Origin of the sequence: Burkholderia latens, assembly GCF_902499045.1 — a bacterium.
GTDB lineage: Bacteria > Pseudomonadota > Gammaproteobacteria > Burkholderiales > Burkholderiaceae > Burkholderia > Burkholderia latens.
Genome location: NZ_CABVPL010000002.1, coordinates 37,916 through 62,696, shown reverse-complemented (window position 1 = coordinate 62,696; position 24,781 = coordinate 37,916). Strand labels below are relative to the sequence as shown.

Genomic DNA, 24,781 nt, shown 5'->3' with positions numbered 1-24,781 from the left:
CCGTGCCAGGGGCTTCCTGTCACATGACGCAACAACAGGCACAATACGGCTTCGCCGCGCACCGCTGTTCGCCATTCGAACACGCTGGCGCGTGCCGCCGCTGTCCGAATTCTTCCCGGTTGTCATGAACGCCTCGCTCACTTCCGCGCGCGAATCGAACTCGCCGCGCTTCCTGTTGTTCCTGATCTGCCTGTTCGCGTCCGCCGGCCAGCTCGCGATCGACATCTACGTGCCCGCGCTGCCCGACATGGCGCGTTCGTTCGCGACCACGCCGCAGGCGATCCAGTCGAGCGTGTCCGGCTACATGGCCGCGTACGCGCTCGGCCAGCTGATCTTCGGGCCGGTCGCGGATGCGTACGGGCGCAAGCGCGTGCTCGCGTTCGGGCTCGTCATCTACACGATCGGCTGCCTGCTGTCGCTCGGCGCGCCGAACCTCGAGACGTTCGTGCTGGCCCGCTGCCTGCAGGGCTTCGGGATCGCGACGACGAACCTGCTCGCGAAGGCGATCATCACCGACTCGTTCTCGGGCCAGGCGCTGATGCATGCGTTTACCTATATGTCGATCGCGTGGGGGCTCGCGCCGATCATCGCGCCGGTGATCGGCGCGCACCTGCAGGAATGGTTCGGCTGGCGCGCGTGCCTCGTGTTTCTGCTGGTGTATTCGCTGGTGATGTGGGCGCTGCTGTGGCACTACCGCGAGACCTTGCCGAAACCGGTGCATCTCGAGCCGCGCACGCTGATGGCGAACGCCGGCAAGGTGCTCGCGAGCCCGGTGTTCCAGAGCTGCTTCCTCGCACAGGGGCTGTGCTACAGCATCCTGCTCGTGTTCAACATCGTCGGGCCGTTCATGGTGCAGACGACGCTGCACAAGCCGCCGACCTTCTTCGGTTATCTCGCGCTCGGGATCGGACTGATGTATTTCCTCGGCGGATTGTCGAACCGGATCCACGGACGCGGGCTGCCGAGCGCCGAGCAGCGGCTGCGCATCGGCGCGCGCGTGATGGCGAGCGCGGCGGTCGTGATGCTGGTGCTGGCGCTGACCATCGGCCTGCGCGTGTGGACGCTCGCGACGCCCGTTCTCGTGATGGGTTTCTGCGCCGGCGCGATGTATCCGACGCTGATGGCCAAGGGCAATTCGCTGTTTCCCCATATCGCGGGGCTGACGAGCGCGATCCTCGGGTGTGCGCTGCTGCTCGTGTCGTCCGCGATGATGGGGCTTGCCGGCTTCGTGTCGATTCACGTGCTGACGCCGCTGGCGGTGTTCTTCGTCGCGCTGTCGTTCATCGTCGTATGGATGGTGACCAAGCTGCTGAGATATCTGTCGCAGCAGCAGGCGGCGAGCGTCGCGTGCGGGAGCGGGGAGGCGGCGTAAGTGCCGGCTGCCGACCGATTCATGAACCGGATCCTGCTGAATCGCGTCGCCAGGTCCGACGCCGCCGACCTGATCGCCGCCAACCGCGCGAGCCGGAGTCATCATCTGCCGTGGGTCGATTCGTTCATCGACCAGGCCGGGTTCGATCAATGGTTCGTCCGCTGCCTGACGGGGCCGAACGTTGGATTCGTCGCGCGCGAGCGGGCGTCAGGCGCGGTGGTCGGGGTGGTGAATCTCAACGAGATCGTCGGCGGGGTGTTTCAGAGCGCTTATCTCGGCTACTACGGGATGATCGACGTCAGCCGCAAGGGGCTGATGACGGAGGCGTTGCGCGCGACGATCGACGTCGCGTTCGGCGAACTCGGGCTGCACCGGCTGGAAGCGAATATCCAGCCCGGCAACCATGCGTCGATCGCACTGGTGCGACGGCTCGGATTCCGGCAAGAGGGGTTTTCGCCGCGCTATCTGCGCATCGGCGGCGAATGGCGCGACCACGAGCGTTGGGCGTTGCTGGCCGACGACGCGCGCGACGCGGGCGCCTGACGGTCGATTCTTTCGCGCGTCGCGGCGCTTACAGCGGATGCGCGGCCCCGGCCTGCTGCAACAGCGACACGGCAACCGGATCCGGCAGTCCGTTCGGATCGATCGCGCCGGCCTTTGCGAGCGCGTCGAGATCGCCGCTCACGCCCGGTTGCCCGACGACGAACGGCGTGGTGAGGAACGCGGGCGTCGACAGCGTCACCGAATAGCGCTGCTGCAGATTCGCGACCACCGCCGATTGCGCGGCCTGTACCGTATTCGGGCTCCCCATTGCCTGCTGGAAGCGCGCATTGCCCTGGAAATTGCCGATCAACCCGCCGGTGTTCGTGCCGAGCTGCGCGGCGAGGTAGACGAGCATCAGCTCGGTTTCGGGCGTCGTGTTGAATGTACCGCCTCCGTATGCAAGCGAATGCAGGCTCGTGCCGCCCGATGCGACGGTGATCACGCAAGGAAGCACGGCATTGACCGTCACCCGGTAGTTGCCGCCGCCGTCGGTCAGTGTGGTTGCCGAGCCTTGCGCGCAACTGACCGTGACTGACACGCTCGCGAGCGCGCCACCCGCGGCGGCCGTGCCGGACAGCGCGACCGGCTGCGTGTTGTTGTCGTTGAAGCAGACATCGACGCCGAAGCAGGCGTCGCCGTTGCAGCCGGCAAGCGACGCAAGCGCGGCGATGCAGAGGGTGCGCAGCGCGGGGTCGATAAAACGCGAAGGGCGAGTGTTCATGATCGCGAGGAATCGGAAGTGGGGGCAACCGCCGTGCGCCGAAGGCGTGGCACCGCTCATATTCTAGGTCCCGAATCGGCGCGGCGCTCGTCCGTTTTCCTGGCGGAGCTCGCGTGCGTGTCGTTTGCTTGTACGAGCGGCGTGCCACGCTGGCGTGACGGGCTCCGAATCTTCCGATTCGCGTCGCGATTGGTTATGCTGCGGGACGATCAAAAAAACGATGAGAGAACGCGCCGTTCGACGGAACGGGCGCGACGTTTCCGACATGAACCTGAATCGATTGACGGGGCGGCCATGCCCGCCGGATTGCGAGGGCGATCCGGCATCGATGGCATGTACGACGTGCAAACCCCTGCGGGCTGCACGCAGGCGCAGCCACGCAGGCATCGGCGGCTTCGGCCGCGCTGCTGCTGGCGTGCTGCTGGCCGGCGCAATGTTCGTCGGCGGCACGGCTTCCGCCGTGTCGCCCGATGTCGACGCCAGCGAGCACGCGATTCCGTCGGCAGCCGGTGCGCCGTCCGTCTGCACGGACATCGCCGTCGCAGCATCCTATCCTGTCGCCGACAATCCGGAAACGGCGCCGCCGCTGAAAGGCCGCGTGACCGATCTGACGGGCGTACTGAGCGCCGCCTGCGCTTCCGAACTGATCGACCGCCTCGCCGATCTCGAGCGCCGGCTCGGCGTCCAGATGGCGATCCTGCTGGTCGGTTCGACCGGGCAGTCGACCATCGAGCAGTTCGCGACCACGGTGTTCGAAAAGTGGCGTCTCGGCCGGAGCAAGGTCGACAACGGTCTGCTGCTCGTTGCCGCACTCAACGATCGCACGGTCCGAATCGAGGTCGGATACGGGCTCGAAGGTGCGATTCCGGATATCGTCGCGGGCAGGATCGTCCGCGAGCGGATCGTGCCGGCGTTTCGCCAGCAGCGTATCGAAGCCGGCGTGAGCGATGCGGTGGATGCGCTGGTGCGCGAGATGACGCCGCCGGAAATGGCAGCGCCCGATGGCGCGTTGCCGGGCGAGGACGCACGGCAGGCGACGTCCCGTGACACGAAGCAACAGTCGAACGGCTTGCCGGACGAAGCGCCGGCCGACGTCGGGAGCTTCCTGTTCTGGTCGCTGCTCGGGGTGGCTGGCGTCGTGCTCGGCGTCGTCACCGAATGGCGCAAGCTGCGCTGGCAGGTGATGTTGCCGATGAGCTTTCTGGTCGCGACGATCGTGCCGGTTGCGATGCTGCCGGTTCGCGCGATCTTCAAAGGGGATGCCGAACTGATCCTCGCGGCGCTGGCAATCGTCCCGACAAGCGTGGGTGTCGGTGCGTGGCTGCTCGGCATCGGCATCGTTCGTTCCGGACGCGTTCGCAAGTACACGGCGATCATCGTCGGGGCGCTGCTGGTACTGATCTGGATCGGACATCTGATGGGATATTCGCCCGGCGAGGTGCTGGTGACGATTTTTATCGCGCTGACGGCGATCCTGGCGATCATCGACAAGCTGACGGGCGGAAGATCGTCGTCATCATCCTCGTCGTCGTCCTTCGAATGGCCATCGTCCGACTCGGGTTCATCGAGCTCGAGCTCCAGTTCGTCCGACTCGTTCAGCGGCGACGGCGGCTCGAGCGGTGGCGGTGGCGCGTCGGGCCGCTGGTAGCGCGCACGTGCGCAACGTTTCTTTTCGACCTGCCGCTCCGAGCGGAGCGCCCAACCGGAAGTCACACACATGAAATGGTTTCGAATCCTGTTCGTATGCTGCGTGCTCGCACCGCTGGCCGGTTGCGGCTACAACGCGATCCAGGCGTCCGACGAAGACGTCAACGCGGCATGGTCCGAAGTGCTGAACCAGTATCAGCGGCGCACGGATCTCGTACCGAATCTTGTCGCGGCGGTAAAGGGCTACGCGTCGCACGAGGAGCGTGTGCTGACCGAGGTCGCGTCGGCCCGCTCGCGCGCGGGCAGCGTGCAGATGACGCCGGAGATGGCCAAGGATCCGGCCGCGTTGGCGGCGTTCGATCAGCGGCAAGGCGCGCTGTCGGGTGCGCTGAGCCGGCTGATGGTGGTGTCCGAGCGCTACCCGGAACTGAAGGCGAACGACGCGTTTCGCGATCTGCAGACGCAGCTCGAAGGCACCGAAAACCGTATCGCGGTCGCGCGCGGCCGCTACATCAAGACCGTGCAGCATTACAACGTGCAGATTCGGCAGTTCCCGGGTGTCGTGATCGCGCGGATCTTCGGCTACCAGCCGCGCCCGAGCTTCAGCGTCGCGAACGAGTCGTCAATCTCGACCGCGCCCGTCGTCGACTTCTCCGCTCAACCGCCGAAGGCGAACGCAGCGGGCCAGTAAGCTGCTGCTCCAGGCGTTCACGGCTTGCGCGCCGCGGGCTTCGCAAACGCGCCGCGCACCTCGAAGCCGATCGCATCCGCGACGTTACCGCGCGCGTCGACGAGCTCGAGCCGGTGCCGGCCCGGCCACGGCATCCACGCGATGCGGTCGGCATGTCCGATCACCTTGTCGTCGAGCCGCCACGCGAACCGCGCCGCGTGCCCCGACGATCGCTCGAACCAGATCCGCTGGTTCTTCGGCGGAATGTCCGGATCGATCGCGAAGATCGTGCCGTCGGTCGGCGCGCCGATCGTCAGCGGCGCGCGTGCGCCGTCCTTGCCCGGCGTGACGGGCGCCGCGAGCCGGATCGTGTCGACCGCGGTGCCCGCGATGAACCACTCGCCGCGTGACGGCTCGACATCGCGCTCGAACGTGATCCGGCGCGTTTCGACGCCGGCCGGCGGACGCGGCGCGCGGCTCGGCGCGTCGCGATGCAGGTAGCCGGCGACGGCCGACCACACCGGCGATGCGCCCGTCACGCCCGACACGTCCCACATCGGCGAGCCGTCGGCATTGCCGACCCACACGCCGACCGTATAGCGCGACGTGAAGCCGATGGTCCAGTTGTCGCGCATGTCCTTGCTCGTGCCGGTCTTGACCGCGGAGAAGAAGCGCGTCGCGAGCGGGTTGTCGAAGCCGAACGTGCGAACGCGCGCGTTGTTGTCGGACAGGATGTCGGTGACGACGAAGCTGGCCGCTTCGCTGAACACACGTGTGCCGTCGTCCGCACGTGCCGATCCCGGCGATGCGCCGGAAGCGGGCACCGCGGCCGGTACGTCGACGACCTTGCGCGCGACGCCGCCGTTCGCGAGCGCGCGATACGCATTGGTCAGCGACAGCAGCGTGACGTCCGCGCTGCCGAGCGCGAGGCTGAACCCGTAGTAATCGCCTTCCTGCGCAAGCGGCAGCCCGAGCGCGGTCAGCGTGCGCGCGAAGCGATGCGGCGTGACGAGCACGAGCGTGCGCACGGCCGGCACGTTCAGCGAGCCGCCGAGCGCGCTGCGTACGCTGACCCAGCCCTTGAAGTCCTTGTCGTAGTTCTGCGGAATATAGAGGCCGCCGCCGGCCGCGAGATTGATCGGCGCGTCGTCGAGCAGCGACGCGGCCGTCAGCCGCTTCTCGTCGATCGCCTGCGCATAGAGGAACGGCTTGAGCGTCGAGCCGGCCTGGCGCGGCGCGAGCACCGCGTCGACCTCGCGTGCGCCCGACAACGCTCCCGACGAACCGACCCACGCGCGAATCTCGCCGCTCGCGTTGTCGAGCACGACGACCGCGCCGTCCTGCACGTTGCGCCGGTGCGCGGGCGCGTTGAGCTCGGTCAGCGCGCGCGTGAGCGTGTCGCGCGCGAACCGCTGCAGCGGCGCATCGAGCGTCGTGCGTACCTGCGCGCCGGCCGCCGGCTTCACTTCGGCGGCGATGCGGCGCGCGAAGTGCGGCGCGAGGGCGGGGCCGTACGCCGTGATGTCGTTACGCGCGGCATTGGCCGGCCGCGCGATCACGAGCTGCACGTAGCCGTCGAGCGACGCGCACGCGTGCTCCGCGCGCATGTCGCGCAGGATCCGGCACGCACGCTCGGCGACTTTCGCAGGCGCGGCGTTGGGCGCACGCACCAGCGCGGCGGCGATCGCGGCCTCGCGCGCGTCGAGGCCGGACGGCGCCTTGCCGAACAGCACCTGCGACAGCGCGGCGAGCCCGACCGTCTCGCCGCGGAACGGCACGAGGTTCAGGTACGCCTCGAGGATCTGGTCCTTGCGCCAGCGGCGCTCGAGCAGCAGCGCGTTCATCGCCTGCGTCGCCTTCTGCGGCAGCGACCGCTGGCCCGAGCGGCGCGGCGAATCGCCGAGCAGCCCGGCGAGCTGCATCGTCACGGTCGACGCGCCGCGCGTGCGCTCGTTCCACAGATTGCCCCACGCCGCGCCGGCGATCCCGCGCCAGTCGACGCCGCTGTGTTCGTAGAAGCGCTTGTCCTCGGACACGACGATCGCTTCGCGGAACGCCGGCGACACGTCGGCGAGCGACACCCAGTCGCCGCGCCGCTGCGCGAGGTCGACGCGCGTGCGCTGCAGCGGCGTGCCGTCGCGCGCGAGCAGCACCCAGTCGGAGCTGCGCCAGTTGCGGCGCACGTCGTCGTAGCCGGGCAGCGCATGCGCGACGAGCGGCGCGGCCAGCACGACGGCGACGAAGAGGCGGCCGGCGAAGCGTCCCGGCCGCGGCAATCGGCGATCGATCATCACGGGCCCGTTACTTGCCCGCGTCGGCCGGCTTCACGGTCATCGGCGGGTTCGGCCACAGGCCGTACACGGACGGCGCGTACAGCGCCTCGACGCGTGTCGGCGGCAGCCCGAACGTGCCGACGTTGTTCAGCCGCACCGTGTACTCGACCGAGAATTTGCCTTTCGGCAGATAGTCGTAATACGCGCGGTAGCCGTCGAAGTCGCGCTCGATGAACGCAGGCCATGCGCCGTCCGGCGATTTCTCGCCCTGCGTCGCGGCCTCGGAGTCGCGGCCGAGGCCGGAGCCGAGGATCGTCGCGCCGGACGGAATCGGATCGTTGACGACCACCCACGTCATGTCGCTCTGCGCATCGATGTCGAGATGCACGCGCACGACGTCGCCGCGCGTCAGCACGCCGTTGACGGCGGGCGACACGGGCGTGACGGTTTTCGTAATCCGGTAGCCGGCCGCGAACGGCGCGCGCAACGGCACGGCCGCGAGGCTTTCGACGGTCGCCCACGGTCGGCCCGTGCCGTCCTGCGTGACGGACAGCGTCGCCGGCGCCTGTGCTGCGCGCGGCCACGGCATCAGCACGCTGCGCGCGGCGGCGGCGCGCGTCGCGGGCGTGGCCGACGCCGGCGCATCGGCGGGCGCGGCCGCCGGGGCTTGCGACCACGAGATGGCGCGCTCGTTGCCGCCGAGCGCAACCTTCGTCGTGCCGGCGACCGGCGTGCTCTCGTAGGTGCGCGAGAACCGCTCGATCGCCAGCTGGCCGAGTGCATTCGACGTCGTCGTCTGCCATGCGCCGTGGCGTTGCAGCGCGAGCAGGCCGGCCGCCACGCGCGGCATCTCGTCCTTCCATGCCGGATCGCCGGCGAATGCCAGCGCGAGGCGCGCTGCGTTGGTCTCGTTGCTCGTCATCAGCCACCACAGGTCGTCGTCGCGCGCGGTCGAGAACACGAGCTGCGTGCCCTGGTACGTGAGGCGCGCCCGCAGGATCTGCTCGACCTGCGCGCGTTTCTCGTCGCGCTGCGGGATGTCCTTCACGCGCGTGAGGATCGCGTGATAGTCGATCACCGCCGACGTCGGCCACTGGTTCGGCGCGATCTCGATCGAGCCGAGCATCCGGCCTTGCGCGGCGCCGTAACGCGACAACGCCTCGATCGCGGCGAGCTTGCGCAAGTCGCGGTCCTGGCGCGGCGCCCATGCGTTGCGCTCGATGCGGCCGTCGATGAAGCGCGCGAGCCCGGCTTCGAGCTGCGTGCGCAGGTCTTCCGGCAGCGCGAAGCGCGGATCGAGCCGGCTGGCCTCGTCGGATACGACGAGCAGATACGACGACAGCGTCGGGCTGCCGTAGTGCGCATCGTCGGACGACGGCGGGAAGTAGTTCGCGAGCCCGTCGCTGTCGAGATACACGGGCATCCGCGCGACCAGCGCCTGCCATTGCGCGGCGTCGTGCAGGCCGATCGCGCGCGACGTCTGCTGTTCGAGGCAGCGGTACGGATAGCGCTCGAACCAGCGCCGCACGCCGGGCAGGCCGTCCGCGAGCTTCGATTGCAGCGACACGGCGATACCGCCGCGCGGCGCGCCCTGCGCGTTGTTGACGGCACCGGCCGGCGCCGCGACGGGCACCGTCAGCGTGCCGTCGACCTGCGCGAGCGTCGCCTGCTGCACGGTCACCGGCAGTGCGGGCACGACCTTCTGCGCGACGGCCAGCGCGTCGGACGCGCGCTTGCCGCCTTGCTCGGCCGCCTCGATGCGCCAGTTCAGCGCGCCGGCCGCGTCGAGCGCCTGCTCGGGCACGGTGATCGTCCATGCGACTTCGGTGGCCGCATTGGCCGCGAGCGACACCGTTTGCGGCGCGACGTCGAGGCCCGTCACGCGCGGCGTCACGACGACCTGCATCGCGCGGTCGGTCGTGTTGCGCAGCGTGACCTGCGCGCGGAACGCGTCGCCTTCGCGCACGAGCGGCGGCAGGCCGGAAATCAGCTGCAGATCCTGCGTGCTGCGGATCGACGTGCTGCCGGTGCCGAAGCGGTCGGGGCCGACTGCCGCGATCGCGACGATCCGGAACCGCGTGAGCGCGTCGTTCAGCGGCACGTCGACGGTCGCGCTGCCGTTCGCGTCGAGCGTCACGCGCGGATTCCACAGCAGCAGCGTGTCGAACAGCTCGCGCGTCGGCGCGCTGCCGCCGCCGCCGCCGGCCGGCACGGCCTTGCGGCCGAAGTGGCGGCGGCCGACGATTTCCATCTGCGCGGTGGCCGTCTCGACGCCGTACGCGCGCCGCTGCAGCATCGCGTCGAGCAGGTCCCAGCTGTTGTTCGGCATCAGTTCGAGCAGCGCCTCGTCGACGGCGGCGACCGCGATCTGCGTGCCGGCGGGGGCGGGCTGGCCGTTCGGCAGCGTCACCTTCACGTGAGCCTGCGCCTTGGCGCGCACCGTGTAGCGCGTCGCGTCGGTCGTCACGGTCACGCCGAGACGATGCGCGCCGGTGCCGACCTTGATCTCGCCGAGGCCGTAGCGGAACGCGGGCTTCGACAGGTCCACGAACGCGGTCGGCGCTTCGTAGTGACGGCCTTCGCGCCAGAACGCGCGCGCCCATTCGACCGGCGCTTTCCAGCCCCACGTGAAGAACGAATACCACGGCACTTCGCGAATGCGGCCGCGCAGCGCGAGCACCGACACGTAGACGTTCGGCCCCCACGATTCGCCGACCTTCAGGTCGACGGTCGGGTTCTTGCCGTTCAGCTGCACGACGTGCGTTTCCATCACGCCGCCGCGCTCGACCGCGACGAGCGCGGTCGCGTAGCGGAACGGCATGCGCACCTGGAAGCGGGCCGTCTCGCCCGGTTCGTAGGACGTCTTCTCCGGGATCACGTCGATCCGGTCGGTGTTGTCGCCGCCGAACCACAGCTCGTCCTCGCGCGTGACCCATACCGACGTCGACGCGTTCGACGTGCGGCCGTCGCCGTCCTTGGCGATCGCGATCAGCTGCACGTTGCCGGCCTGTTCGAGCGTGGCGTCGCAGGCCATGCGGCCCTTGTCGTCGGTCTTGCCCGAGCACAGCACGCCGAGGTCGCGCGTGTCGCTCTTGTTGTCGTACGCGTAGAAGCCGCCGACCATCCGCTTGCGCGACGAGGTCGTGACGTGCGCGACGCCCTTGATCTCGATCGCGACCGATGCACGCGGCTTGCCCTGCAGGTCGACCGCGAGCGCCTGCACCGGCACGCGCTGGCCGACCGATACCCAGCGGCCGGCCTTGATGCCGGCGACCACCGCGGCCGGCCACAGGATCGTGTCGCCGCGAATCGTCTGCACTTCGCCGTTCGGGTCCGCGAACGTTGCCTCGAGCGCGATGCGCTTCGGCGCGTCGACGTCGGGCAGGCCCTTGAGCGTGACCGAACCCGCGCCGTTGCGATCGAGCGTCAGCGGCAGCTTGTCCGCGATCAGCTTCGTCGCGTCGGGATCGTTGTTCGCGGCCGACGCGTTGTCGCCGTCCTGCGCATCGTCGTCCGCGTTGCCGTCGCCGCGGTCCGGACGATACGGCGTGAAGCTGAAGTCCTCGAAGCGATCCGCGAACGGCGGCGACGCCCACTTCATCAGCGCCGACACCTGCACGGGCAGGTTCGACGCGCCGCCGCCCGACACGTAGTCGATCTGCACCGCGAGCGGCGCTTCCTTCACCGCGACGAGCGGACTCTTCTGCGCGTCGCGCGCGCCGATGGTCCCTTTGAGCACCGGCAGGCGGAACGCCTCGACGCGGAAGCTGCCGCTGTAGTAACTGGCGGTCGGCGCGTCGTCCGGGCCGCCTTCGAGCGTGACGCTGTATTCGCCGAGCCGGGCCGCCGGCGGCAGCGTGAACTGCGTGTCGGCGCTGTGGTCGGCCGACCACGTGAGCGGCAGCTTGTACGTCTGGTCCGAGCCGAGATGGCGAATCGTCACGCGCGCCGGATACTGCGCGGGGAACGCGAGGCTCTGCAGCGTCTCGGTGCGCAGGAAGTGCTTCATCGACACGGTTTCGCCGGCGCGCAGCAGCGTGCGGTCGAACACGGTATGCGCACGCACGGTCGGTGCGCGGTCGGTGTCGGTCGGCACGTTGAAGCGCCACGACTCGATCCCGCGGTTCCAGTTCGAACTGACGAACGCCATGTCGGGGCCCGTCTTCGGGTCGTCGACGCGCGCCGACACGAAGTAATCGTCGAAGCGCTCAGACTGATTGCATTCGCGTTTCGGCTCGAACGGCCCGTCGAGGGTCAGCAGGCCCTGCGCATCGGTCTTGCCGGACGCGATTTCGTCGCCGTTGCAGTCCGACACGCGGATCTGCGCGTTCGGCACCGGCTTGCCCTTGTCGAGCGTCGTGACCCACACGAGGTTGTTCTCGCGGCCCTGTTTCAGATGCACGCCGAGGTTCGTGACGAGCACGGTGGTGCGCACGTACATGTTCGACGGCTTCGCGAGCAGCGAGCGGCCGAGTGCAGGCGACGCGAGTTCGAGCACGTAGAAGCCGGGCTTGTCCATCGGCACGCCGACGACCTCGAACGGACGCAGCGCCTTCGGATCGGCCTTCGGCAGCGTCAGCGCCTGCACTCCGGGTTCGCCGGTCAGCAGCGACAGCGAGCGCACGTCGATGCGGCGGTTCTGCGGTGCGGGCATCTTCTCGCCGGCTTCGAGCGGCACGTAGACGGGATGCTGGCCCTTGCGTTGCAGCAGGCCCGGAATCCGCTCGTCGATCGTGCCGGCCGTCATCGACCAGTTGTCGAAGCGGTCGACGGTCCGCATCCATTCACGGATCTCGGTGTCGTTCTCGACCTTCAGGTTCGAGAACTGCGCACCGCCCGCATTGAGGCCTGCAATGTGAAGATCGGCTTCGACGTTGCGCAGCGTGACCGGCACGAGCGCCGGCGTATCGGGTTCCGCGAAGCGTTCGACGATCCCGAACGTGCCCGACGAGAATTTGGCAAGCGGCGGCATCGGTGCGGTGCGTGTCGCGAGCGGGAACAGGTCGGCGTTCGACAGCGAGCGGTCGGTCACGTCGCGCAGGCCGGACGGCAGCTCGATCGTCAGGTTCGCCTGCGCAGGCAGCGGCGGATCGAACTTGACGGTCGTCACTTCGTCGCTGTGGTCGTCGGCCGAGAAGGCCGGCGAAAGCGAACCGTCGGGGCCGCGGAGCTTGATCGCCTCCGCGTTCTTGCGCGAGATCGGCGCATTGAACGACAGCGTCAACGGGCGCAGCGGCGTGCACGGCGCCTTCGCGTTCTCGCGCTCGCACGAGAAGCTTGCTGCGAACGGTGCGCGCACGGTGAAGTCGAAGCGGCGCTCGGTGTCGTTCGCGATGCCGCTCGGGCTCGCGACGCCCTTGCCGTACACGAGCTGCATCTTCGCGCTGGCAGGAAGGGCCTGCGCGCACGACAGCGTCAGCACGCGCGCGGCGTCCTTTTTCAGCCCGAAGTGGTCGAGCAGCGCGTTGCGCGTCGCGTCGTCGGCGGCGGTGACGGGGATGCGGTTGCCGATCCCGGCCGCCTCGCACCAGATGTTCGCGAGCGCCGAACGCGGCTCGGCCGGGCCGTTCAGCTTCAGCACGAAGACCTGGCGTTCCTCGATCTCCCGCGAGCCGGGGCGCACCGTCACCGGGAACGGGCCGCCGGTCTGGAACGTGAAGCGGCGCGGGCCGCTGACCGCATTGCCGGCGACCGAGCGCAGCGTGTCGTTGAGCGCGACCGAGCAACGCACGCCCGGCGGCAGGTCGTTCTCGAAGTCGTACACCCACGTCTTGTCGTCGAGCCAGTGCCCCTGGCCGCGTGCGGCAGCGGAATCGTTGCAGGTCATGCGCGCGGGGTTCGGCGCGGACGCCGACCCGAACGCGACCATCGGCTCGTCGAACTTGACGACGCTCTGCCGCACTTCGGTGACGGTGCCTTGCGGCGACACGCTCACGGTGCGTGCCGCGCCTGCATGCAGCGACAGCGCGGCGGCGGCGCCGAGCGCGGCGACCGCGCCGATGCGCCAGAGCAGTCGCGTGGTGTGGTTGGCTGGAAGCGTGTCGTTGTGTTTGTCGTGCTGCTTCATCGCTCGATGCCCTCGGAGGGAAGCTTTCTGTTTGATTGCACGCGATTCTAACCGACGCGCATGCGAGCGAATGGCGGGATGCGGCGTGTAGTCGGCTTGCGACATATCGGCATCCGGATGCAGAATTGTCGCGCCGACGACACAAAGATGCAGGGAAATGTCGATTGTCTCGGATTGCGGAACATTTAATGGACTATAAAAGCATTGTCCATTCCGCTTTGTGCGCGTACATTTCAGGGCCGCGCGAAAGTTTGAGAAATATCAAGCGTGGTTTTCCCGAATCCGGTGTTCGAGAGAAGGAAACATGCACAACGACAACACCCCCCACTCGCGTCGCGACAGCGACGCAGCCGCAACCGGCATCACGCGGCGTCAATGGCTGCAGGGCGCACTGGCGCTGACGGCGGCGAGTCTCACCGGCTCGCTGGCGTTGCGGGCCCTGGCCGACAACCCCGGCACCGCGCCGATCGACGCGTTCATGACACTCTCCGAAGCACTGACCGGCAAGAAAGGGCTGAGCCGCGTGCTGGGCGAACGCTACCTGCAGGCGTTGCAGAAGGGCTCGTTCAAGACCGCCGACGCGCTGTCGCAACTGGCGGGCGCGCTTGCGTCCGGCTCGTTGACTCCCGATCAGGAGGCCGCCGCGCTGTCGACGCTCGGCGCGTGGTATCTCGGCATCGTCGACAACGTCGTGATTGCCTACGAAGAAGCATTAATGTTCAGCGTCGTGTCCGATACGCTCGTGATTCCGTCGTATTGCCCCAACAAACCCGGCTTCTGGGCCGAAAAACCGATCGAGAGGCAAGCCTGATGGCCGATACCGATACGCAAAAAGCCGACGTCGTGGTCGTCGGGTCCGGTGTCGCGGGCGCAATCGTTGCGCACCAGCTGGCGATGGCCGGCAAGTCGGTGATCCTGCTCGAAGCAGGCCCGCGCATGCCGCGCGGCGACATCGTCGAGCGCTTTCGCAACCAGCCCGACAAGACGGACTTCATGGCGCCGTACCCGTCGAGCCCGTGGGCGCCGCATCCGGAATACGGGCCGCCGAACGACTACCTGATCCTGAAGGGCGAGCACAAGTTCAACTCGCAGTACATCCGCGCGGTGGGCGGCACGACGTGGCACTGGGCCGCGTCCGCGTGGCGCTTCATCCCGAACGACTTCAAGATGAAGACCGTGTACGGCGTCGGCCGCGACTGGCCGATCCAGTACGACGACCTCGAGCACTACTACCAGCGCGCGGAGGAAGAACTCGGCGTGTGGGGCCCCGGTCCCGAGGAAGACCTGTACTCGCCGCGCAAGCAGCCGTACCCGATGCCGCCGCTGCCGCTGTCGTTCAACGAGCAGACGATCAAGAGCGCGCTCAACGGCTACGACCCGAAGTTCCACGTCGTGACCGAGCCGGTCGCGCGCAACAGCCGTCCGTACGACGGGCGGCCGACCTGTTGCGGGAACAACAATTGCATGCCGATCTGCCCGATCGGCGCGATGTACAACGGCATCGTCCATGTGCAGAAGGCCGAGCAGGCCGGCGCGAAGCTGATCGACAGCGCGGTCGTCTACAAGCTCGAGACGGGCCCGGACAAGCGCATCGTCGCCGCGATCTACAAGGACAAGACGGGTGCAGACCATCGCGTCGAGGGCAAGTATTTCGTGCTCGCCGCGAACGGCATCGAGACGCCGAAGATCCTGCTGATGTCCGCGAACCGCGATTTCCCGAACGGCGTCGCGAACAGCTCCGACATGGTCGGGCGCAACCTGATGGACCACCCGGGCACCGGCGTGTCGTTCTATGCGAGCGAGAAGCTGTGGCCGGGCCGCGGCCCGCAGGAGATGACGTCGCTGATCGGCTTCCGCGACGGCCCGTTCCGCGCGACCGAAGCCGCGAAGAAGATCCACCTGTCGAACATGTCGCGCATCAATCAGGAGACGCAGAAGATCTTCAAGGCCGGCAAGCTGATGAAGCCCGACGAGCTGGACGCGCAGATCCGTGACCGCTCCGCGCGCTACGTGCAGTTCGACTGCTTCCACGAGATCCTGCCGCAGCCCGAGAACCGCATCGTGCCGAGCAAGACGGCCACCGACGCGATCGGCATTCCGCGTCCCGAAATCACGTACGCGATCGACGACTACGTGAAACGCGGCGCCGTGCACACGCGCGAGGTTTACGCGACCGCCGCGAAGGTGCTGGGCGGCACGGACGTCGTGTTCAACGACGAATTCGCGCCGAACAACCACATCACGGGTTCGACGATCATGGGCGCGGATGCGCGCGACTCCGTCGTCGACAAGGACTGCCGCACGTTCGACCATCCGAACCTGTTCATCTCGAGCAGCTCGACGATGCCGACCGTCGGTACGGTGAACGTGACGCTGACGATCGCGGCGCTGGCGCTGCGGATGTCGGACACGCTGAAGAAGGAAGTCTGACCGTGCGGAAATCTACTCTCACCTTGCTGCTCGCCGGCTGTGTCGCGCTGCCGGGCCTCGTGCGCGCGGCCGATTCGGCCGATCCCGCGCAGATCAAGCGCGGCGAATATCTCGCGGTCGCGGGCGACTGCATGGCGTGCCACACCGTGAAGGGCGGCAAGCCGTTCGCGGGCGGCCTCGCGATGCCGGTGCCGAAACTCGGCAAGATCTATACGAGCAACATCACGCCGGACCCGGACACCGGCATCGGCAAGTGGACGTTCGAGGACTTCGAGCGCGCCGTGCGCCACGGCGTGTCGAAGAACGGCGACAACCTGTATCCGGCCATGCCGTACGTGTCGTACGCGAAGATCAACGACGACGACGTGCGGGCGTTGTACGCGTACTTCATGCACGGCGTCGAACCGGTGAAGCAGGCGCCGCCGAAGAACGAGATCCCCGCGCTGCTGAGCATGCGCTGGCCGCTGAAGATCTGGAACTGGCTGTTCCTGAAGGACGGCGCGTACCAGCCGAAGCCGTCGCAGAGCGCCGAGTGGAATCGCGGCGCGTACCTGGTGCAGGGCCTCGCGCACTGCAGCACGTGCCATACGCCGCGCGGCATCGCGATGCAGGAGAAGTCGCTCGACGAGACGGGCGGCAGCTTCCTGTCGGGCTCGGTGCTCGCGGGCTGGGACGGCTACAACATCACGTCGGACCCGAACGCGGGCATCGGCAGCTGGACGCAGCAGCAGCTCGTCCAGTACCTGCGTACCGGCAGCGTGCCGGGCGTCGCGCAGGCGGCCGGCCCGATGGCCGAGGCGGTCGAGCACAGCTTCTCGAAGATGACCGACGCCGACATCGGCGCGATCGCGACGTACATCCGCACGGTGCCGGCCGTCGCCAACGGCGATGCGAAGCAGTCGCGCTCGTCGTGGGGCAAGCCCGCGGAAGACGGCCTGAAGCTGCGCGGCGTTCCGGTCGCGTCGTCGGGCATCGACCCGGCGCGGCTGTACCTCGGCAACTGCGCGACGTGCCACCAGATGCAGGGCAAGGGCACGCCGGACGGCTACTATCCGTCGCTGTTCCACAACTCGACGGTCGGTGCGCCGAACCCGACGAACCTCGTGCAGGTGATCCTGAACGGCGTCGAGCGCAAGGCCGGCAGCGAGGACGTCGGGATGCCCGCGTTCCGCAACGAGCTGACGGATGCGCAGATCGCCGCGCTGGCGAACTACGTGACGGGGCAGTTCGGCAACCCGGCGGCGAAGGTGACCGAGCAGGACGTCGCGAAGGCGCGTTGACGCCGGGCGCGATACGTCGCAGGCAGCACAACACTGACAAGAAGAGGAGGCACAGCACATCGGTTGGCCCCGATGCCGGTTGTTGCAGAGCGGGGCGGGCGGCGTTGGCGGCCGCCCGTCCTGGTTCGTTGGCAATCCGGTGCGTGCGGTTGCGCGCATCGTTTTCGTTGATCACACCATGATACCGAATCAACCGTTTCTCGCGTCCCAACGCGATGTGCTGCTGCTGTTGTCCCGAATCCTGCTCGTGATCCTGTTCGTGATGTTCGGCTGGCAGAAGATCGCCAATTTCTCCGGCACGATCGCGTTCATGGGAAGCGAGGGCGCGCCGGCGCCGATCATTTCGGCGGCGATCGCCGTCGTGATGGAGCTGATCGTCGGCATCGCGCTGCTCGTCGGCTTCCAGACGCGGCCGCTCGCGCTGCTGCTTGCGCTGTATACGGTCGGCACCGCCTTCATCGGCCATCACTACTGGACGATGACGGGCGGCGAGCAGATGAACAACATGATTCATTTCTACAAGAACATCGCGATCTCGGGCGGCCTGCTCGCGCTTTGCGCGGCCGGCCCCGGGCGTTTTTCGATCGATCGCGGGTAAACGGACCGCCGGCCTGTGCATGGGGCACATGCCGGTCGGTCGAGACTCCGAGGGGGCATCATTTTGCGACTCAAACACTTCGCATGGCTGATCGCGGCCGCCGCGCCGGCGGCCGCTTTCGCGCAGACGAGCGTGACGCTGTACGGCCGTATCGACGGCGGCGTCGAATACCTGAACCACATCGCGACACCCAACGGCAGCTCGACGCGCTGGAGCGCTGAAGGCGGCGACTGGGGCACCAGCATGTTCGGGCTGAAGGGTTACGAGGATCTGGGCGGCGGGATGTCGACGGTCTTCAACCTGGAGACCGCGTTCCAGGTGATGAACGGTACGACGGGCGGCGGGCGCATGTGGTCGCGCCGCGCGTATGTCGGGCTGAAGAGCGACACGTGGGGCCAGTTGCAGGCCGGCCGCAACCTGTTCATCGACAGCGACGGCGTGTGGGAATTCGATCCGTTCGTCCAGCAGGCGTTTTCGTCGGCATCGCTCGTGCGCGGCCGCAACTGGCAGCAGAGCAGCAACAACATCGAATATCACAGCCCGGTGATCGGCGGCTTCGACGTGCAGGCGCAGTATGCGTTCGGCAATCAGTCGCGCGGTTTCAACTACGGCGCGGCCGACGATTTCGGCCGCTCGGACGGGATCATGATCTCGTACCACTCGCCGGTGCTCGACGTGCGCGGCATCTACGACGAGCTGCGCGACAACAACGGCAAGTTCAGCAACATCTTCACCGCGTCGCGCGAGTATTTCGTCGGCGCGAACGTGAAGGTGTCGAAGTTCAAGATCCAGGGCGCGTATACGCACTATCAGGCGCCGGACAGTCCGGCTGGTGTCGCCGATCGTGCGGATCACTACTGGCTCGGCGCGACTTATGCGGCTACGCCCCAGTGGGCCGTGACGGGCGGCGGGTATTACGTGAAGGTGGGCGACGGCGGTGGTGACGCGTCGCACGATCCGTCGGGCCACGCGATCATGTACGTGCTCGGCACGACGTACAACCTGTCGAAGCGGACGTTCCTGTATGGGACGGTCGCGTATGTGCGTAATGGCGGGAATTCGAACTTCTCGCTGATCGCGTCGCCGCGTGACGCGACGTCGGGCACGAGCCCGATGACGGGCGAGTCGCAGACGGGCGCGTATGTGGGGATGATGCATACGTTCTGAGAGGGGCGGTTTGCGTAGGTGAAAGAGACTCGGGTGATCGGACCTGAGCCTTTTTGCGTTTACGGCGCTTAGAGGGCGCGTGCCTTGCACGAGCATGGCATTGCGGGGAGCCCGTGCTAGATGGCTTCACAGTTTTTGACCTTTATAGACGGAAAGCTCCAAGGCAAACGACAGTTATTCGATTTATCGCTATCTAGCTGGCCCCGGCTACGGTGGGCGCTGTCGTTACCGTTGCCTGACCCCACGGGCGGCGTGCCTGTGCCGCCTGCCGATATCGTTGTGCTCGAAAGCATGGCGCAAGTTGCATCCGAGTTGGATTTGATATGATGAATTCCGGCTCGATCCGGTGTGTGGCTTGAATCCTTTCTATGCCGAAAGCCCCAGCAGTGGCCGGAAAATTCTGGGCCTTTTTCCTATTTCGATGAGATACCAATCTGCCGCCCGGCGCTTCCCGGCGGCCGTTTTTGTTACTACACGGTACGGGGTAGCCTGATGGTTTCCGATCTCCTGAACAAGGCACTGCGCACGCAATACGTGCAACACGGACGAATTGTCCGCCTCGATACGCCGCTTGGCGAAGACTGGTTAGTCCCGCTTTATGTCCGGGGGCGCGCGTGTCTTGGGCGAGACTTCGAATTCACGATCGATGCAACGTCGACGCGGCTCGAAACGATTCAGGCCAAGGCGCTGATCCGGCAATCCGTGACGCTGTGGATTCGGCAAACGGACGGGAGTGAAATGCCGATTCACGGCTATGTGACTGCGTTCAGTCGCTTGGGCGGGGACGGAGCCAATACCTATTACCAGCTCCGATTCAATTCGTTCCTCGCGCTGCTGAGGCTCGGTAGTGACAGGCGTGACTGGATCGAGACGCCCGCGCAGCAAACCGTGTCCGACGTCCTCGCCAAGTATCCCCAATCATCCGGTAACGTGAATTGGCAATTGCGCCAAGCGCTGCGCTCGTATTCGCAGCGGATGCAATGGGAGTCCGACTGGAACTACGTCCACCGTACATTCGAAGAACTCGGTCTCTTTCCGCGTTTCGACATCGCGCCGGACGGCAAGTCACACAAGGTCGTCATCATGGACGATCTTTTTTCAGTTCCCGAATTAAAGCGCAAGATCATTTCGTTTAGCGGCGCGGTACAGGACGAGGAATTCGACGGCCTTCGGGAGTGGATCGATTCGCAGGAAATCCAGTCCGCCGAACTCGACAGGAGCACGTTCGACTACAAGCGTCCGGACCTTTCCAAGCACGTCACCATGCCCGCGTTCGATCTTGACGACGTTCCGGGCTTGGGCGAGCAGTACGACTACACTGGGTCGCATACGTGGTCGGATCGCGACATGGGCGAAACGCAAGCAAACGTTGTCGCTGAGGAATGGCGCTCGCGCGCACAGCGCTTTCACGGTGTCGGCGCATTGCGTTGCGCATGGCCGGGTCGCTATGGCGTGCTGACGGGGCACCCGGTGCACGATGCGCAGTCGGAACAGGATCGCGAGATGGCGATTCTTTCGGTGAACTGGCTCATCCAGAACAACGTGCCGGGTATCGAAAACCTGATGCGTTTTCGCAAGAGCCTGCGCGCCGAAATCGAGCAGGCGCGAGCGACCGGCGCGGGTTCGGCGGTGCGCCATGACGACGGCAGCGTTGGATTTTTCCACGTCGAAATCGAAGCGCAACGGCGTCGGGTCGCATTCCGCAGTCCCTTCGAACACAAGAAGCCCGTTATGCAGCTTCAGACGGGCATCATCGGTGGACCGGACAACGAGGAAATCTATACGGATGAATTGCTGCGGGCGAAGGTGCGACTGACATCGGATCGACTCAATTACGGCGACCAGAACGTGTCGGCGTGGATACGCGCGGCGATGCCCGATGCGGGCTACAAGCGCGGCGGCATGTTCCCGCTGCGCAAGAACGACGAAGTCCTAATCGATTTTATCAACGGTGATTGTGACCGTCCGGTGATCCTGTCCAGAATGCATGGTGGCGAAAGCAAGCCCGAATGGCACACGCACGGGCTGACCTCGGGCTTGCTGTCGCGCGAATACGGCGGAGAAGGCTACAACCAACTGATGATGGACGACGCCAGCGGGCAGAACCGCGTGCATCTGTACTCGACAAGTTATAGCTCTCATTTGCACCTGGGCTACCTGATTCAGCATTCGGGCAATACGCGCGGCGCGTTCATCGGTCACGGCTTCGACCTCAAGTCATTGGGTTACGGTGCGGTGCGGGCCGAGCAAGGGCTCTATGTGTCGACGCAACCCGCCGCCACGCAACCGATGAGCGCGACGGCGGCATCCGAACAACTGACGCGCGCCGAAGCAATGCTGGAAGCAACGTCAAAGGCGAGCCAGACGAATCACGCGCAAAGCCAGCAAGACGGCCACGACGCGCTGAAAGCGTTCACGGACGCGACGCAGCACCCGGTGGCCGGCACAACCAAGGGCGGGCGCACGGCAGGCGGCGGCACGGGCAATGCGAACGGCTTCGCCAAGGCAATCATGCTGCTGTCAAGCCCGGAAGGCATCGCCGCCTCGACGCAAGGTTCGGCGCACGTCACGGCAAATCAGCAGGCCAATGTGGTCGCCGGCGAGAACATCAACCTCGCGGCCGGACGGGCATTGCTCGCCAGCGTACTGGAACAAATCAGCCTGTTTGCGGAAAAACTCGGTGTCAAGATTTACGCGGCGAGCGGCCCCATAGACCTTCAGGCGCAGAACGATTCGATGAGCTTGGCCGCTGCGCAGGATGTCAAAATTACGGCCGGCAAGAAGATGGTCCTGTCGGCCGACGAAATCTGGATTGGCGCGAACGGGTCGTATATCAAACTGACGGCGAACATGATCGAGAACGCAACGTCAGGCCAGATTGTGGAAAAGTGCGCGGATTGGGAAAAGGCCGGCGCGGCAAGCGGTACGCTGAAAAACCCGCTGCATTCGTCGCCGGTATCGGTCGACGGCGGGCGTTCCGCGTTGTTCTCCGGTTGAATCGCGCAGCCGGTATCGTTTCACCATAAGAAATCCTGAAAACCGAATCCGAGTCGGGAATCATGACCAAAACGCCCCATAAGAAGAAGCACCATCCGGCGGCCGCGCCGCACCCGGCCGCCAAACCTGCCGAGCCGGTCGATACGCCGCTGAGTTGGGCCTACCCGTTCACGCCCGCAGACAAGAGCGACGCGGCCGACCCGATGACGTATTTCAGGGCGCTGGCGAAGTCCGCGACCGGCTTTTATCCGTTGGGCGTCAGCGGCATGTGGCATGGGGGCGTGCACTTCGACGACGGCAGTGCGCAAATGCTCAAGTTGGACGGCGGCGTACATGCGATTGCAGACGGCAAGATCGTCGCGTACCGGCTGAACACGAAATACGAGGAAACGAAGTACCCGAACAACAGTCTGGCGCACTTCTCGACCGGCTTTGTACTGGTCCGGCATGAACTGAAACTGCCGCCGAAGCCGGCCCCGAAGGAACCCGCGAAACCGGCTCCGGCGTCGACCCCCGCATCGGCTCCTGCGTCGGCACCCGCGCCCGCATCGACCACCGCCGCGCCTGCACCCGCGTCCGCTCCGGCAGCTCCCGCGCCATCCGACAGCAAACCGGCGAACGACAAAGCCCTCGTGTTCTTCAGCCTGTACATGCACACGATGGATTGGGCCAGCTACCAGAAGGCAATCGAACAGGCTAAATCGAACCCGAAGCCCGATCCGGCGCTTCCCGTGCCGATGTCGTATTGGGAAGGTGAGCGCTACTATCGGGTCGGCAGCAAGGCGAAGGACAAGCAAGCTATCCCGAAGCCGAAAGCGCCCGTTCCGCCTGCGAAGCGCACCGATGGGGCCGACGATCTGCCGATCAACAATACGAACGAAAGCGCGCCGCCGCCTGCAGATACCGATCAGGATGTCGCCCTGCCGCCGCCCGAGACGGGATTGAACATTCGGGAATTGCCGAACGGCAAGAGCAAGATTGTCGGCGTGTTGCCGACTGGGGCCGAAATCATTGCGGGCGAAGGCGACCCTGCTCACCCGGACTGGATCAAGATCAAGTCCATCAAATCGGGCACGGTCCTGTCTGCCGAAGTCGGCAAGCCGGTTTCCCCCCAAGCGCAGTGGAGCTATGTGTTCAAGGGGGAACTGGACGCCGTAGTCGACCCGCAGCCGCTTGATACGGTCGTGATCCTGAAGGAGCCGCAGCATATCAAGGCGGGCGAAGTCGTCGCCCACGTCGGCCAGTATCAATGGCCGATGAAGGCCAGTCCGATACCCCCGAAGCCGAACTACCCGATGCTGCATCTCGAAGTGTTCGCGGGGCCGGACCTGAAGGACTTCATCGATCGAAGCCGTGCGCGTGCGAAAGAACTGAACGAAAAAAACAAACAGCTTCTGGAAATCGAACCGGGGGCGAAGCTGGTCAGCGAAATTCCCGCACCGGACCAGAAACTGACCCAATCCGGGTTGAAGCTCGTGCCAATAGGCGATGCAAAGGGTTCGCGCTGGATCAAGGTGCAGCCCAATAGCGTGACGAATGTGCCCGCGAAAGGCAAACAGAAGGCCCAACAAAAGTTAGCGCCCGTCGGCAACCCGCTGTGGGTCGAAAGCAGTCTGGCGAACACGATCAGCACCGCGAACGTAGCGGGATGGCAGAATTTTCCGCTGGACGTTTCCAAGGCAAGCGGACCGGGCGCGGACTTTAGGAACGTGTTGCGCCGTACTGAACTCGACAAGCTCGGTGAGGGCAATGTCGCGGTCGACGACAAGGGCCATCATTGGTGGAACATCACGGTCGGCTCGAAGGACGGCTCTGGCCTGATTGGCTGGGTGTGCGACACCGATCACCCTCACGTACAGCTTCGTAGTCCGTGGGAATGGCCGGGTTTCGAATTGGTGGACAACGGCAGCGTCAGCCCGGCCGACATGTTCAAACGCCATATCCATACGACCGAACAATATTTGCCGGACGAGGAAGGCACTGAGTTTGCGGTGGAAGCGGTGAAGGTCAACGCTGGCGAACTCATCACGAAGATTGAACAGGCGATCGATACGGACCACGACGGGAAGGTGACAGCGCAAGAACTGAAACACGCACTGGAAACGCAATGGATGGCCGAAGCGGTGTCGCATCTTGTTGTGCGCAACGAAACCGAATGGGGCGGCGGTCTGAGCAAGTGGGAAGAACTTACCCCGCTCATGCAGAAGCAGACCGAGTTGTGGAAGACGGAACTGGATCGGCTCGCGAAGCTTCAGTGGTGGGACCAAATCAAGGGCGTCGACGGCTTCCCCACGGACCTTTCGCCGTGGCACCTTCATCCGATTGGGTTGATCGGGAATTTCACGGGTTGTAGCGCAAAATGTAAAACTGACGTGCTGGACTTTCTCACCACAGAGGGCATGTTCTATGCCTCCGTAGAAGGTTTTCACCTTATCCTCGATTCGGAAGGGTTTGGTGAAATTCCATACGTTCCAAAAAATAGCCAATCCAGTGGCGTAACAATTGGTTACGGCTATGACTTGGGGCAACAAACCGAGGCGATGGTTCGCAGTGATTTAGACGGCTTCTTTACCGAGGATGAGATTACCCGGTTATTAACCGCACTCGGAAAACGAGGGGATGCAGCGAGCAAGTTTATTCCATCTTTTGCCGATATAAAAATATCCGAACCAAAGGCCCTCGAGATGGCTAAGAGGGTCAAAAAGCGTTACGCTCAGTTTACCGGTGATGCATTCCCGGGCACTACAAAATTACATCCTCATTGCCAAGGAGCGCTGCTCAGCTTAGTCTATAATCGAGGGGCTCAACTTGAGGATAAACCCGGACAAAAATCACGAGCTCACATGAGGAACATTAGAGCAGCCATTGAGAATAAGAATCTTCCGGAGGTTGCCGTGCAGTTACGGGCCATGAAAGTACTGTGGGAAGGAACTGGGAACGATGGTCTACTCAAACGGCGAGAGAAAGAGGCAGTTCTGTTCGAGAAAGGTATGACTTGCGACTGTTGGAGATAGAT

Annotated in this window: 14 protein-coding genes; 11 read left to right on the top strand and 3 right to left on the bottom strand. The window is 65.6% G+C overall.

Annotated elements, in window-relative coordinates; genetic code table 11:
• Positions 1-124 precede the first annotated feature (124 nt).
• Both BSE24067_RS01585 and BSE24067_RS01580 read left to right on the top strand, forming a co-directional pair.
• Entirely contained in the window at positions 125-1,372 is a 1,248-nt protein-coding gene (locus tag BSE24067_RS01585) for a multidrug effflux MFS transporter (protein ID WP_151065808.1), read from the top strand.
• A 21-nt stretch (positions 1,373-1,393) separates the two neighbouring features.
• The gene (locus tag BSE24067_RS01580) at positions 1,394-1,915 is read left to right on the top strand and encodes a GNAT family N-acetyltransferase (RefSeq protein ID WP_151065807.1); all 522 of its coding nucleotides are present in this window, start codon (positions 1,394-1,396) and stop codon (positions 1,913-1,915) included.
• A 28-nt stretch (positions 1,916-1,943) separates the two neighbouring features.
• Here BSE24067_RS01580 and BSE24067_RS01575 read toward each other — a convergent pair whose 3' ends face one another.
• Entirely contained in the window at positions 1,944-2,636 is a 693-nt protein-coding gene (locus BSE24067_RS01575) for a hypothetical protein (RefSeq protein WP_151065806.1), read from the bottom strand.
• Between the two features lie 328 nt (positions 2,637-2,964).
• Here BSE24067_RS01575 and BSE24067_RS01570 point away from each other — a divergent pair, with 328 nt between their 5' ends.
• Both BSE24067_RS01570 and BSE24067_RS01565 read left to right on the top strand, forming a co-directional pair.
• A complete protein-coding gene (locus BSE24067_RS01570) occupies positions 2,965-4,284 on the top strand; it encodes a TPM domain-containing protein (protein ID WP_170297503.1) in 1,320 nt (439 codons plus the stop codon).
• A 69-nt stretch (positions 4,285-4,353) separates the two neighbouring features.
• Entirely contained in the window at positions 4,354-4,974 is a 621-nt protein-coding gene (locus BSE24067_RS01565) for a LemA family protein (protein ID WP_151065805.1), read from the top strand.
• 17 nt (positions 4,975-4,991) lie between these two features.
• On the opposite strand, the gene pbpC is transcribed toward BSE24067_RS01565, so the two are convergent.
• Both pbpC and BSE24067_RS01555 read right to left on the bottom strand, forming a co-directional pair.
• Positions 4,992-7,244: a penicillin-binding protein 1C gene (gene pbpC / locus BSE24067_RS01560; protein WP_151065804.1), complete on the bottom strand. Its 2,253-nt coding sequence runs from the start codon at positions 7,242-7,244 to the stop codon at positions 4,992-4,994.
• A gap of 10 nt (positions 7,245-7,254) precedes the next feature.
• Positions 7,255-13,293: an alpha-2-macroglobulin family protein gene (locus BSE24067_RS01555; RefSeq protein WP_174904678.1), complete on the bottom strand. Its 6,039-nt coding sequence runs from the start codon at positions 13,291-13,293 to the stop codon at positions 7,255-7,257.
• Positions 13,294-13,597: 304 nt separating this feature from the next.
• On the opposite strand from BSE24067_RS01555, the gene BSE24067_RS01550 reads away from it, so the two are divergent.
• From BSE24067_RS01550 to BSE24067_RS01520, 7 genes are all read left to right on the top strand, one after another.
• Entirely contained in the window at positions 13,598-14,104 is a 507-nt protein-coding gene (locus BSE24067_RS01550; protein WP_151065730.1) for a sugar dehydrogenase complex small subunit, read from the top strand.
• A complete protein-coding gene (locus BSE24067_RS01545; RefSeq protein WP_151065729.1) occupies positions 14,104-15,723 on the top strand; it encodes a GMC family oxidoreductase in 1,620 nt (539 codons plus the stop codon). The genes BSE24067_RS01550 and BSE24067_RS01545 overlap by 1 nt, the downstream gene beginning before the upstream one ends.
• Before the next feature lie 2 nt (positions 15,724-15,725).
• Positions 15,726-17,003, top strand: a complete 1,278-nt coding sequence (locus BSE24067_RS01540; protein WP_151065728.1) for a cytochrome c — start codon at positions 15,726-15,728, stop codon at positions 17,001-17,003.
• A gap of 178 nt (positions 17,004-17,181) precedes the next feature.
• Positions 17,182-17,601, top strand: a complete 420-nt coding sequence (locus BSE24067_RS01535) for a DoxX family protein (protein WP_151065727.1) — start codon at positions 17,182-17,184, stop codon at positions 17,599-17,601.
• A gap of 63 nt (positions 17,602-17,664) precedes the next feature.
• Positions 17,665-18,768, top strand: a complete 1,104-nt coding sequence (locus BSE24067_RS01530) for a porin (protein ID WP_151065726.1) — start codon at positions 17,665-17,667, stop codon at positions 18,766-18,768.
• 492 nt (positions 18,769-19,260) lie between these two features.
• Complete coding sequence (locus BSE24067_RS01525; protein WP_151065725.1) at positions 19,261-21,765, top strand: type VI secretion system Vgr family protein; 2,505 nt, start codon at positions 19,261-19,263, stop codon at positions 21,763-21,765.
• A 62-nt stretch (positions 21,766-21,827) separates the two neighbouring features.
• Complete coding sequence (locus BSE24067_RS01520) at positions 21,828-24,779, top strand: pesticin C-terminus-like muramidase (protein ID WP_151065724.1); 2,952 nt, start codon at positions 21,828-21,830, stop codon at positions 24,777-24,779.
• The last annotated feature ends 2 nt before the right edge of the window (positions 24,780-24,781 follow it).

Coding starts and splice junctions, on each gene's coding strand:
- BSE24067_RS01585 (WP_151065808.1), top strand. CDS start 125: ATGAACGCCTCGCTCACTTCCGCGCGCGAATCGAACTCGCCGCGCTTC.
- BSE24067_RS01580 (WP_151065807.1), top strand. CDS start 1,394: ATGAACCGGATCCTGCTGAATCGCGTCGCCAGGTCCGACGCCGCCGAC.
- BSE24067_RS01575 (WP_151065806.1), bottom strand. CDS start 2,636: ATGAACACTCGCCCTTCGCGTTTTATCGACCCCGCGCTGCGCACCCTC.
- BSE24067_RS01570 (WP_170297503.1), top strand. CDS start 2,965: ATGGCATGTACGACGTGCAAACCCCTGCGGGCTGCACGCAGGCGCAGC.
- BSE24067_RS01565 (WP_151065805.1), top strand. CDS start 4,354: ATGAAATGGTTTCGAATCCTGTTCGTATGCTGCGTGCTCGCACCGCTG.
- pbpC (WP_151065804.1), bottom strand. CDS start 7,244: ATGATCGATCGCCGATTGCCGCGGCCGGGACGCTTCGCCGGCCGCCTC.
- BSE24067_RS01555 (WP_174904678.1), bottom strand. CDS start 13,293: ATGAAGCAGCACGACAAACACAACGACACGCTTCCAGCCAACCACACC.
- BSE24067_RS01550 (WP_151065730.1), top strand. CDS start 13,598: ATGCACAACGACAACACCCCCCACTCGCGTCGCGACAGCGACGCAGCC.
- BSE24067_RS01545 (WP_151065729.1), top strand. CDS start 14,104: ATGGCCGATACCGATACGCAAAAAGCCGACGTCGTGGTCGTCGGGTCC.
- BSE24067_RS01535 (WP_151065727.1), top strand. CDS start 17,182: ATGATACCGAATCAACCGTTTCTCGCGTCCCAACGCGATGTGCTGCTG.
- BSE24067_RS01525 (WP_151065725.1), top strand. CDS start 19,261: ATGGTTTCCGATCTCCTGAACAAGGCACTGCGCACGCAATACGTGCAA.
- BSE24067_RS01520 (WP_151065724.1), top strand. CDS start 21,828: ATGACCAAAACGCCCCATAAGAAGAAGCACCATCCGGCGGCCGCGCCG.